Genomic DNA, 10,922 nt, shown 5'->3' with positions numbered 1-10,922 from the left:
TTCATTGGTTCTTATTATCATATATTAAGTATTAGCTATGATAAATCTGTTCAATTTATGTCATTTATATTTACTATTATTCAAAAATAAAAAAGGTGCCCTATTGGACACCGATTTGCCTATTTTAGTATTAAAAATAATCGTATAACCAACTATTTTTATTAACTTAAAATATTATTAATTTGTTTCTGACTGCCAGCTTAAATATTGCTCATATTTACGTAGTGCAATATTGTAGTTACTAAATGCTGAATCAGTCATTTTATCGCTTAACTGTTCTTGAACTTTACTTGCAGTAAAGTCTTTCATTGAAAAGTTAGAGGATGACAGCAGTTCATCTAAACGACGCAGACGAACAACATACTCGCGGACGGTGCTATGACTCATTTCTGTCTGTAAGAACAGATACTGTTTAAAAGACATAATATCGAAATAATCTGTATTGCTATTACAGAAAATTTCACTACAAAAACGACAAAGTGCTGTAAATTGCCCTTGAAGCTCGCCCCAAGCCGCCTCATCAACCAAATCGGTCATGTCAGCGATAGCTTCTTTATTCAAGATACCATCGTTGAAAACTAGGGAGATACGATCAAGAGTTTTATTACAGTGCGCACAATGAGTTTGGCTGTGTTTAAAATCTTTAATATAACGACTCAACGGCCGTTTCTTTACAATAGAAGCAGACATAATGGTAAAGCCCTGTGTGTAATTATAAAAATAAAAAGTAACAAGATAAATCCGGTTACATACATACCATGCCCATAGCATTAATGATTGTCTGCTATGTTGCATATCAAGATAAGCGTAATTGCCTTATCTCATTTTCTTACTTTCCCTTTATAAGGTGGATCCTTCTGGGAATGTAATGTAAGAAAATTTATTTCCCTTTGTCCGAAGCATTCTAACCTGTCTAAAACACTTTGGCGAATTTCTTATGAGAGTAATTTTGCACGTAAATTTGACCTAGCGTCAACCTAACGAACCTAATCGTTGTTAACCTAAATAGCAAAGTTTTATCACTTCAAAAACCAAGATTCGAAAGGAGGACCCCTTGGAGGCAGAGACTTTACCTGATAACCCCCTAAAGGTTCAAAGGAAATTTAATTTAAAAATCAATATTATATAGCTAAAAGCATTTTATTGATAAATTTGTGATACAGCTCACCTTTCACTTCTATAATCGCATTTTAAATGTACAGCTATTAATTCTATAAATATTCGATATTCCAGTTTTATAATTGAAATGTAAATTATTTTTTACACGACTTATCAATTTTAATTATTTTTACTGTATATGAAAAAAAGTTATTAACATCATTAGAAAAGTTATAAGGTGTTTAATCCCCCCATTACATACAATTTTTAGTTACTAATTTTTAACTTATTTTTTACAACAGCAGTCTACTGCTCACAAGATACTTTATGTGGTTATTCTTATTTCATGAATAGGAGTGTTCAGTATCAATTACGTATTTATACCCATTAATAATAATCCACTCTTATTTTTCATACGCCATAATAAGCTAACAAAAAGCACGATAGATAATGATCGCGACAAAAGTCATTTATAAAAAATAAATATTTATATTAAAGATTAAATATTTGAATTAATTATCAATTTGTTTTTTAGGATTTGTTACATTGATAAAAGAAGTTCCTCTTATATACTTAATTTGCTTTATATATAAATAATTTTAATAAGGTTGATTATGAAAAAGATAATTTTAGCTTGTGGATTGGGTTTATTGGCATTAACAATCACTGCGTGCTCAGAAGAAGAGAAAAAAGGTCAAGTTGCTGGTGCAACTGAAACTTGTAACGCTTACTTCGCTGAAGTTGATAGCTTAATTGCTAAAGCTTCTGAGAACCCACAAGCCAAAGCTCAATTAGATGCGATGAAAGGTCAGTTAGAAGAAGGTAAAAAGCAAGTTGCCGCTTTACCTAAAGACCAACAAGATCAAGCTTGCCAGCAAGGCATTGATGCAATGAAACAAATGAAAACAGCTTTAGGCCTGCAATAGTCTCGCCTACTCTGTAAAAAAAGAGCCTATAAGGCTCTTTTTTATTGTACTGTTTTACTAAAGTAACGTGTCTCGATCAGGCTATAACCAAGTTCCAAATCGTTTAATATAAATGTGCTTCATACCTTGAGCGACAAAACAATAACTCACTAATGTCAGCACTAACCAAGGGAAATATTCCATTGGTAAAGGCTGCAAGCCAATCAGCGTACCAAATGATGAAAACGGAATATAAAGCCCAAGAGCCATAATAATTCCCGTTGTCAGTAACACTGGTAAGGCAGCTGTACTTTGGATAAAGGGAATTTTTTGAGTCCGTAGCATATGAACGACCAAGGTTTGCGACAGTAATCCTTCAACAAACCAACCGGATTGAAATAGTGCTTCATGAGCCACACTATTGGCTTGGAATACATACCACATCAAAGCAAATGTCGTGATATCAAAAATGGAAGATGTTGGACCAATCCAAATCATAAATCGCCCAATATTTTTCGCATCCCATTTACGTGGACGTTTTAAAAACTCTTTGTCCATTTTGTCCCAAGGTAATGCTAATTGAGACATATCGTACAGCAAGTTTTGAACCAGTAAATGAATAGCTAGCATCGGTAAGAACGGAATAAATGCACTCGCAATCAGAACGGAAAATACATTCCCAAAGTTAGAACTCGCGGTCATATTTAAATACTTAATAATATTCCCAAACGTTTCTCTTCCTTTGATAACGCCTTGTTCTAATACCATCAAATCCTTTTCTAACAGAATTATATCCGCGGACTCTTTCGCAATATCGGTGCCCGTATCCACAGATATCCCTACATCAGCATCCCGCAAAGCTGGCGCATCATTGATTCCATCTCCCAGAAAACCAACAGTATGTCCATTTGCTTGTAGTCGTTTTAGGATCCGAGATTTTTGCAATGGGGTTAATTTGCAGAAAACAGAAACTTGTTCAACTTTCGTTTTCAGCTCATCATCGCTCATTGCCTCGACTTCAAGGCCTGTCATAATCTCGTCAATATTCAAACCCACATCATGGCAAATTTTTTCAGTGATCACGGCATTATCACCCGTAAGCACTTTGACCATCACGCCATTTTCTCTTAGTGCCGCAATAGCCGAAATTGCACTCTCTTTTGCAGGGTCTAAAAATGTAAGAATGCCTTGTAACTCAAGCTGTTGCTCCGCTTGGGCCGATAACGGTAACCAAGCTTCAGCATCATTTAACAAACGCGTTGCCAGCAGTAATACCCGGAAACCCTGTTTATTATAGTCACTGACCAGCTCCGCAATCCTAGTTTTAGCTTGGTCATCTAATAATGTGGTTTGCCCATCATGCTGATAACGATGACAAACAGCCAGCATCTCTTCCGCAGCCCCTTTACAGATCAATAAAGCATCACCTTCAGGGGTTTTTACCGTGACAGATAATTTTCGGCGAATAAAATCAAACGGTAGTTCATCAATTTTTTGATAAGCCTTCAGCTGCTCGACCTTATCATTGCCACGGCCACGTCGAATAATTGCCTGATCCATCATATTTTTGGTGCCACTTTGATGGAAACTATTCAACCACGCCAATTGCAAAATTCGGCTATCTTTTTGCCCATTACTGTCGAGATAATGCTCTAAAATGATGCGATCTTGCGTTAGCGTTCCCGTTTTATCGGTACAGAGTACATCCATCGCACCAAAATTCTGAATGGCATTGAGCCGTTTGACGATAACCTTATGCTTAGACATGGCTATCGCTCCTTTTGCAAGGTTTGAGCTCACTATCATCGGTAACATTTCAGGGGTTAATCCTACCGCAACAGCCAGTGAAAATAGTGTTGCCTCAAACCAATCACCTTTAGTGAATCCATTGATTAATAAGACAATCGGCACCATTACCAGCATAAAGCGGATTAGCAACCAGCTCACACTATTCACGCCGCGATCAAAAGCAGTTTGAGCACGGGTTCCTACAATCGATTTGGCCAGGGAACCTAGGTATGTTTTGCTCCCCGTTGCAACCACAATACCTCTCGCCGTCCCGCTCGTCACATTGGTACCCATCAAACAGATATTTGAAATTTCAAGTAATTCATTTTCTGTCGGTGATGCGGGCTCTAAACTTTTTGCGGACACATTTGCAAGCGTGTCATATTTTTCAACCGGGATAGATTCCCCCGTCAAAATGGCTTGGCTGATAAATAGATCCCGAGATTCCACCAGTTTTAAATCCGCTGGCACCATATCCCCAGCTGATAATAAAACGATATCCCCTGGTACTAAGCATTTGATTGGCACTTCCTTGCGAATAGAACGCCCTGTTCTATTGTCTCGCCGAAATACCGTAGCCGTGGTTCTTACCAAGGATTTCAAGGCTTCCGCCGCTTTATTGGTTCGATACTCTTGCCAAAAACGCAGCAATCCACTTAATACAACCATCGTGACAATGATAATAACGCCCGTTAAATCAGTCTCTTCATCTTGACGCTCAGGGATCACGTAGTCAGTAACGAAACTCACAATCGCGAGGATCATCAGAACAAAAATAAATGGATTTTTAAAAGAAGTGAGTAATTGCTTCCAAGCAGGAGGGGCTTTTTCATGAGCAACTTCATTTTCACCTTCTACCACTAAGCGGTCGAGAGCTTCATTTTCAGATAAACCCAGAAGGTTAGTTTGATACTCATTGAGAACCTGCTCAATGTTTTTGCTCGCTTGTTCGCCAACAATAAATTTTTGGCGTGCAGGATTTTTTGCGCCTTTGCGCTGATGCCTTATTCCAGTCATAACGTTATCTCTATAGAGTACAGTTGTACTTTTCAAACCTATCTGACTGAAAATATTGTATTTTAGCCAGATAGCTCCTGTTTATACCTCCAAGATGGGGGGTGCTCGTCCATTTCGGCTCCTTTAATCAGTTAATTTTCAACAATCAAGCTGGTAGCTCAGATGCCACTTTCCAATTGATAGCACTGACACTTTGTTCAAGGCTAATCCGGCAAACCAACGCTTCTATCTCTTTTTGTTCTACGGGTGTGGCAAGAAGTTCTGCACACACCTCTAGCTGTTCTGGTTTCAATGTATCTGCGCTACTCAATGACTGTAAGCGAATATGCAGCCCATTAATGGCTTGTAAAATCAATGTTCTAACAAGGATTTCATCACCTTGGTGACACATCACACGTATTTTATAACGCTGTTCAACATCCAGTGCCTGCTGTTGTGGCTGGCGATTAATTTTTGCTGCGGCTTCTCGCAATAGAATATTTGCACATAAAATCAATAAAGTAGCTATGATGGCTAGTGAGTATTGCCCTAATCCGCATAACACACCAATCCCTGCTGAACACCATAGTGTTGCGGCAGTATTCAGCCCTCGAATATTCATGCCTTCACGCATGATCACTCCAGCACCTAAGAAGCCAATACCTGAGACAATTTGGGCAGCAATTCGACCAGGGCTATCCGGTGAAGTCGTTACTGAACTCAAAATAAATACGGCTGCTCCCGTTGCAACCAATGCATTCGTACGCAATCCCGCCATTCTTTGGCGCCATTGACGCTCTGCACCAATTAATGCGCCAAGGCACATTGCAGATAAAAGATTTAATATATCCGGTGTGAAAAACATCATGACCCCTCCATCAAATAATGGATAACAATTAATGAGCAGAATAAAAAACCCATGCCAAATTGCTGAATAAATAAATATTCAGTAATTAATAGCTATTGCCCGGAGGGAATAGAGAATAAATATAAACTTGCATGATACACACTCACTGCAACAGTGATTATTTCATTCAAAAAATGAAAATTTCGTATATAAATCAGGGAGTATGAATGATAGAACCATCAGACACCGCCCGCCGTAGTGGCAAGCAGCTAATAGAAGAGATTATTAATTACTTGCCAATTAAATTAAGTTTTTATTACAACTCTGGCTTTCCAAGTAATTTATCTCCAATAGATTAATGTGGGCTGAGTATAGATGTGGCTAATTATTAAGTAAAGATTTAAATGTTAATTATTTTTGCACTATATTTTCTATTTCACAGAAATGAAAAAGCCCGTCCTTAAAAAGGACGGGCTTTAGAAAATCAGTTAAGCAATTAGCTTAGATAGCAGTTACGTTAGCAGCTGCTGGGCCTTTTGCACCGTTTTCAATGGTGAATTCAACTTGCTGGCCTTCTGCCAGAGTTTTGAAACCATTGCCCTGAATGGCAGAGAAGTGGACGAAAACGTCTTTGCTACCATCAGCTGGAGTGATGAAACCGAAGCCTTTAGACTCGTTGAACCACTTAACTTGACCTTTCATTTTGTCGGACATTTGACTTTTCCTATATAACATCAAAAAAACTTGCCTTTTGGCATATATGGGCCAGAGTCAGCTATTTAATCAGGGAAACACCAAGATGAAGCGTCACGGTAAAAGGCTATCTGTGATAACTTTTTTCTTTAGAGCACACTAACTCAGTAATCATACATCAAATAGGACTGCTAAACAGGCCGATGCACATTAACTCATGACTTTGAGATAATAGCAACTATTTTATACATTCAATCCCGAAAATATTGCTATTTTTTCGATTTCGTCACTTTTAGGCGGAATTACGTTAACAAAAAAACCGCATTTTATTGATATTTTAAAGATTTTTTTTAAAAAAAGCCGTCTATAAGATGCCAAAGTAGGCAGGATTAGTCCGAGATGATGACAATCCAGTTAAATATTTTTTTTAACTGATATATAACAATTCATTCCCTACGTGATACCCTCCTAGTATAGATATCTGACAGAGAGTTACTTACCATGGATATTATCAAACAAATACTTATAGATGATTTAGATGCTATTAATCAGCGTGAGCAACGTGATGGCAAACCTTACTTTAATAGTCAATTTCTCGCCAATCACCCTTATTTATGTATCGGCATGATTGCAGCTTATTTACCGCTTGCCGTGATTTTATGGTACGCACCCTACTTTGGCCCTTATTGGACACTCGGTATAACCTTCTTATTTATTATACTTGCTAGCGTTCTGTTGTTTGATATTAAGCCTATTTACCATTTCGAAGATATTGGTGTGCTTGATTTGCGCGTTTGTTATAACGGCGAATGGTTTGTCACTGAAGTCGTATCTGAAGGCGCTTTAAATAAAATTCTTGAATCTCAGGAAGTCAGCTCAGCCATCAAACAAGAAATTTCTCGTTTATTCGCACTAAAGGGTAGTATCTCCTTTTACGATATTTACCATATTGCTTATCCTGAGGTTTCTCTGCCGACACAAGTTACTTTAGCTGCTCAAAATTAAAGCATTATCAATAATATAGCGTGATTTTTATTCGTAGTGAGTAGTGAATGAGCAATTAGATTTAATTTCTATTTTTATCGTTGACAGGTCGAGGTGATATCGTTAATATTCGCTTCGTTCTCAAGAACAACCCAATTCCTCCATAGTTCAGTCGGTAGAACGGCGGACTGTTAATCCGTATGTCGCTGGTTCAAGTCCAGCTGGAGGAGCCAAATTTAAAAAGCCCGCTAAGATTAATTCTTGCGGGCTTTTTGCTTTCCTGCTATCCCTCAGCCTTTTCATTCTTATTCACCCTATTCACTACTACATTTATTTATTCCTGCCCTAATCATTAATGGAACAATCCCTATTGCTTGCTCACAGTTCACATTTTAGCGACTCCGCTTATAACCGCCTGCAAATCCTTGAAACTCTGCTGATAAGGCATAAATAACCACCAGTTTGTTTATTTAACAGCCTGTTGAACATTTTTTTTAATTTTATGCTTTACAACTGAGTACGGGGTGGGTAATATGCGCCTCGTTCTCAGGAACAACCAATTCCTCCATAGTTCAGTCGGTAGAACGGCGGACTGTTAATCCGTATGTCGCTGGTTCAAGTCCAGCTGGAGGAGCCAAATTTAAAAAGCCCGCTAAGATTAATTCTTGCGGGCTTTTTGCTTTCTCACCCTGCTAATTTTATCTTTCCCACTAATTACTTATCAAAGATAATTTTTACACATCAAAATCACTCTACGACCTTAACCACATCTTTTTAACTGATTCTTTTTTCAGCTATTTTTGGTTTTATTTCTTTTACACCCCACCCGTTAGATCAAAATTCTATCGATTCGTGCAGATAACAGGCAAACGAACTTATTTTATCATTTTCCCCTTTGACATTAGTGATTCAGAACGCTAATATCCTCTGCGTGTTAAGGGAGTTCCTCCATAGTTCAGTCGGTAGAACGGCGGACTGTTAATCCGTATGTCGCTGGTTCGAGTCCAGCTGGAGGAGCCAACTTAATCTTTCCTTTCTTTGTTTTATTCTGTTTAAATTCCTTTATTTTCCAATATATTAAAATACTCCATAGAAAAATAATTTCTCTATTAATTGTCCTTGATCATAGCTATTTAATCGTTTTCGTTTTATCATTCTTTCCCGGCTTGAGCATCTGCTCATCACTTATTCCCCCCTTATTGGAGCCGGTTTAATGACAACTGTAACTACCCTAACGATCCGCCGCCCTGATGATTGGCATGTTCATTTTCGCGATAATGAAATGTTAAATACAGTCGTGCCGTTCACAAGCCAATTTTTTGGTCGTGCCATTGTCATGCCTAACCTTGTACCCCCTGTTACCACGGTAGAAGCGGCAAGAGCGTACCGTGAACGCATTAAGCAAGTGGTACCTGCTGGGCACCAATTTACACCACTAATGACCTGCTATTTAACTGATACAACTGATGCTAATGAATTAATTCGTGGTTTCAATGAAGGTGTATTTACGGCCTGTAAATTGTATCCTGCAAATGCCACAACAAACTCTAGCCATGGTGTGTCTGACATTAAAAAAATCTACCCTGTTCTTGCTGCCATGGAACAAGCTGGAATGCCATTACTCATTCATGGGGAAGTGACTGCCAGCCATATCGATATCTTTGACCGAGAAGCGCTGTTTATCGAACAAGTCATGCTGCCATTACGAGCTCAATTCCCTCAGTTAAAAGTGGTTTTTGAGCACATTACAACCAAAGAAGCCGCACAATATGTGTTAGAGGCTAACGAATTTACGGCTGCGACCTTAACACCACAGCATTTGATGTTTAACCGCAACCATATGTTAGTTGGTGGTGTACGTCCGCATTTATATTGCCTACCGATTTTAAAACGTAACGTTCATCAAGAAGCATTGCGTGCAGCTGTCGCTTCTGGCTGCGATCGCTTCTTCTTAGGTACCGATACTGCACCGCATGTTCAATCTCGTAAAGAAACATCCTGCGGCTGTGCAGGCGTATTTAACGCACCAACCGCATTAGCTGCCTATGCAACCGTGTTCGAAGAATTAGGTGCTTTAGCACATTTCGAAGCATTTTGTTCACTAAATGGACCTAAATTTTACGGATTACCCGTCAATGAAGGTCACATTACACTGACGAAATCTGAGAATATAACTTGCGAATCTATTGCCTGTGGGACAGATAAATTAATCCCATTCTTAGCGGGTGAAGATTGTGGTTGGACTATCAAAGTAAGCTAATAACATTATGATGTGGAAAGGTTTTATCCTTTTCACATCGTCTTTTTTAAACAATCACCGACTATTTTTTTAATTTGCATCAAAATTCACAGAAAAAATAGTTTTATTACTACCATATTAAAAAAATCTTCTTATACTAGTTATAGCTCGTTCTGAGTCACCTGCTCTTAGTCAGTAATAGATATTTACTATTTATCACGATGTTTGATTAGGAGGTCTAAATGAATAGAAAAAACGATGTAATCCAAACTCACCCTGTTGTTGGCTGGGATATCAGTACTGTCGATGCCTACGATGCGATGATGCTACGTTTACATTACCTCCCTGAACAGAACAATAGCCTGGATAGCGCAATAGTTGATAAAACCATGTGGCTGACAACCGATGTAGCCAAACAGCTGATTAATATTCTTCAGGCTGGAATTGATAAGATTGAGTCTGGCGAATATCTTGAATCTGATTTCAAAACTCATTAGCAGGTAAAAAGAATGGATATTTGTCTCATAACAAATATCCATTCGCTATCATTACATTATTCTAATTTATATTATTAATAAATGATACTTTACTGATTATTATTAAAGATAATATAGAAACCATAAATTATGAATTAATTGCAAATACAAGCAATAATTTATTATTTTTATCATTACTTTATTGACTTCAATATCAATTCCAATTTATTGTAATACTCTTTTCGGACAAGGATGTTCCCTATGAGAATATTAGTTATTGATGAGTGTTATTATACCCGCCTTGGTATTACCGAATATTTATCTTCTAATAAAAAATTGAAGTTCATTAGTACAGGGTGCATTAATGAAGGCATTAAATATATAAATAAATATTCACCCAGCATTGTTCTAGTAAATTTAACATACTATTGCCACTACTCAAGTTACTGCCCAACCCTGAAAACATTGCTAAACAGAGCCAGTAGCATTCGATTCTATATCTACATCAATGCTGCATACCCATTAACAGACAAGCCTCTTTTGCTAAAAGATAATTTTTTCATTATGTCAAAAAATATCATCACTCAAACATTGGATAAAGTCATTACTGATTCAGAACAAATAGAAAAAATAACAAAGCTTGCTAATAATAATGACTCATCCATTTTTACAATGAAAGAGCAAAATATAATTAATAATTGGATGAATGAAACTCCTAATCATATTATCTCTAGGAAATTAGGTATAAGTAATAGTACCGTTTACTCACAAAAGCGGCATATCACATCAAAAGTGTTTGTTAAAAATAGAATTGAATTATTTTTTATTTATAACGTTTTTAAGTATCTTTATTAAAAGAAAAAGCCCTTTTAAAAGGGCTTTCTTCATTTAAAAAT

10 protein-coding genes and 3 tRNA genes are annotated in these 10,922 nt (G+C 37.4%); 9 read left to right on the top strand and 4 right to left on the bottom strand.

What is annotated here, in order from left to right:
- Positions 1 to 177: 177 nt before the first annotated feature.
- Positions 178 to 690: a flagella biosynthesis regulatory protein FliZ gene (fliZ, locus tag LDO51_RS13415; RefSeq protein WP_225574953.1), complete on the bottom strand. Its 513-nt coding sequence runs from the start codon at positions 688 to 690 to the stop codon at positions 178 to 180.
- 1,022 nt (positions 691 to 1,712) lie between these two features.
- Here fliZ and LDO51_RS13410 point away from each other — a divergent pair.
- The gene (locus LDO51_RS13410; protein WP_225574952.1) at positions 1,713 to 2,024 is read left to right on the top strand and encodes a DUF5339 domain-containing protein; all 312 of its coding nucleotides are present in this window, start codon (positions 1,713 to 1,715) and stop codon (positions 2,022 to 2,024) included.
- Between the two features lie 81 nt (positions 2,025 to 2,105).
- Here the strand turns inward: LDO51_RS13410 and mgtA are convergent, their stop codons facing one another.
- Together mgtA and LDO51_RS13400 are read right to left on the bottom strand one after the other, a co-directional pair.
- Positions 2,106 to 4,808, bottom strand: a complete 2,703-nt coding sequence (gene mgtA / locus LDO51_RS13405; protein ID WP_263869879.1) for a magnesium-translocating P-type ATPase — start codon at positions 4,806 to 4,808, stop codon at positions 2,106 to 2,108.
- 145 nt (positions 4,809 to 4,953) lie between these two features.
- A complete protein-coding gene (locus tag LDO51_RS13400) occupies positions 4,954 to 5,652 on the bottom strand; it encodes an MgtC family protein (protein WP_225577275.1) in 699 nt (232 codons plus the stop codon).
- A 209-nt stretch (positions 5,653 to 5,861) separates the two neighbouring features.
- Here LDO51_RS13400 and LDO51_RS19455 point away from each other — a divergent pair, with 209 nt between their 5' ends.
- Positions 5,862 to 5,993 carry a hypothetical protein gene (locus LDO51_RS19455; protein ID WP_263869878.1) on the top strand — a complete coding sequence of 44 codons (132 nt, stop codon included), beginning with the start codon at positions 5,862 to 5,864 and terminating at the stop codon, positions 5,991 to 5,993.
- 142 nt (positions 5,994 to 6,135) lie between these two features.
- On the opposite strand, the gene cspE is transcribed toward LDO51_RS19455, so the two are convergent.
- Positions 6,136 to 6,348, bottom strand: coding sequence for a transcription antiterminator/RNA stability regulator CspE (gene cspE, locus LDO51_RS13395; protein ID WP_004909801.1), 213 nt, complete (start codon positions 6,346 to 6,348; stop codon positions 6,136 to 6,138).
- Positions 6,349 to 6,828: 480 nt separating this feature from the next.
- On the opposite strand from cspE, the gene LDO51_RS13390 reads away from it, so the two are divergent.
- The 7 genes from LDO51_RS13390 to LDO51_RS13360 all read left to right on the top strand — a co-directional run bounded on the left by LDO51_RS13390 (position 6,829) and on the right by LDO51_RS13360 (position 10,881).
- Positions 6,829 to 7,332, top strand: coding sequence for a YlaC family protein (locus LDO51_RS13390; protein WP_225574951.1), 504 nt, complete (start codon positions 6,829 to 6,831; stop codon positions 7,330 to 7,332).
- Positions 7,333 to 7,468: 136 nt separating this feature from the next.
- Positions 7,469 to 7,544, top strand: a tRNA-Asn gene (locus LDO51_RS13385).
- A gap of 328 nt (positions 7,545 to 7,872) precedes the next feature.
- Positions 7,873 to 7,948, top strand: a tRNA-Asn gene (locus tag LDO51_RS13380).
- A gap of 307 nt (positions 7,949 to 8,255) precedes the next feature.
- Positions 8,256 to 8,331, top strand: a tRNA-Asn gene (locus tag LDO51_RS13375).
- Positions 8,332 to 8,524: 193 nt separating this feature from the next.
- Positions 8,525 to 9,571 (top strand): dihydroorotase, encoded by a 1,047-nt coding sequence (gene pyrC / locus LDO51_RS13370; RefSeq protein ID WP_225574950.1) that lies wholly within the window; start codon positions 8,525 to 8,527, stop codon positions 9,569 to 9,571.
- A gap of 221 nt (positions 9,572 to 9,792) precedes the next feature.
- On the top strand, positions 9,793 to 10,047 hold the full coding sequence (gene bssS / locus LDO51_RS13365) for a biofilm formation regulator BssS (RefSeq protein ID WP_211885188.1): 255 nt from the start codon (positions 9,793 to 9,795) through the stop codon (positions 10,045 to 10,047).
- 240 nt (positions 10,048 to 10,287) lie between these two features.
- Positions 10,288 to 10,881, top strand: a complete 594-nt coding sequence (locus tag LDO51_RS13360) for a LuxR C-terminal-related transcriptional regulator (protein WP_225574949.1) — start codon at positions 10,288 to 10,290, stop codon at positions 10,879 to 10,881.
- Positions 10,882 to 10,922: the final 41 nt, after the last annotated feature.

The organism is Providencia alcalifaciens (assembly GCF_020271745.1).
GTDB classification, from domain to species: domain Bacteria; phylum Pseudomonadota; class Gammaproteobacteria; order Enterobacterales; family Enterobacteriaceae; genus Providencia; species Providencia alcalifaciens_B.
The sequence above is the reverse complement of the archived record's forward strand: the minus strand, read 5'-3'. Positions and strand labels throughout refer to the sequence as shown.

What these genes read in the sequence shown, in the direction of transcription:
- LDO51_RS13360 (WP_225574949.1), top strand. Translation starts at nt 10,288, where the DNA reads ATGAGAATATTAGTTATTGATGAGTGTTATTATACCCGCCTTGGTATT.
- cspE (WP_004909801.1), bottom strand. Translation starts at nt 6,348, where the DNA reads ATGTCCGACAAAATGAAAGGTCAAGTTAAGTGGTTCAACGAGTCTAAA.
- bssS (WP_211885188.1), top strand. Translation starts at nt 9,793, where the DNA reads ATGAATAGAAAAAACGATGTAATCCAAACTCACCCTGTTGTTGGCTGG.
- fliZ (WP_225574953.1), bottom strand. Translation starts at nt 690, where the DNA reads ATGTCTGCTTCTATTGTAAAGAAACGGCCGTTGAGTCGTTATATTAAA.
- LDO51_RS19455 (WP_263869878.1), top strand. Translation starts at nt 5,862, where the DNA reads ATGATAGAACCATCAGACACCGCCCGCCGTAGTGGCAAGCAGCTAATA.
- LDO51_RS13410 (WP_225574952.1), top strand. Translation starts at nt 1,713, where the DNA reads ATGAAAAAGATAATTTTAGCTTGTGGATTGGGTTTATTGGCATTAACA.
- mgtA (WP_263869879.1), bottom strand. Translation starts at nt 4,808, where the DNA reads ATGACTGGAATAAGGCATCAGCGCAAAGGCGCAAAAAATCCTGCACGC.
- LDO51_RS13390 (WP_225574951.1), top strand. Translation starts at nt 6,829, where the DNA reads ATGGATATTATCAAACAAATACTTATAGATGATTTAGATGCTATTAAT.
- pyrC (WP_225574950.1), top strand. Translation starts at nt 8,525, where the DNA reads ATGACAACTGTAACTACCCTAACGATCCGCCGCCCTGATGATTGGCAT.
- LDO51_RS13400 (WP_225577275.1), bottom strand. Translation starts at nt 5,652, where the DNA reads ATGTTTTTCACACCGGATATATTAAATCTTTTATCTGCAATGTGCCTT.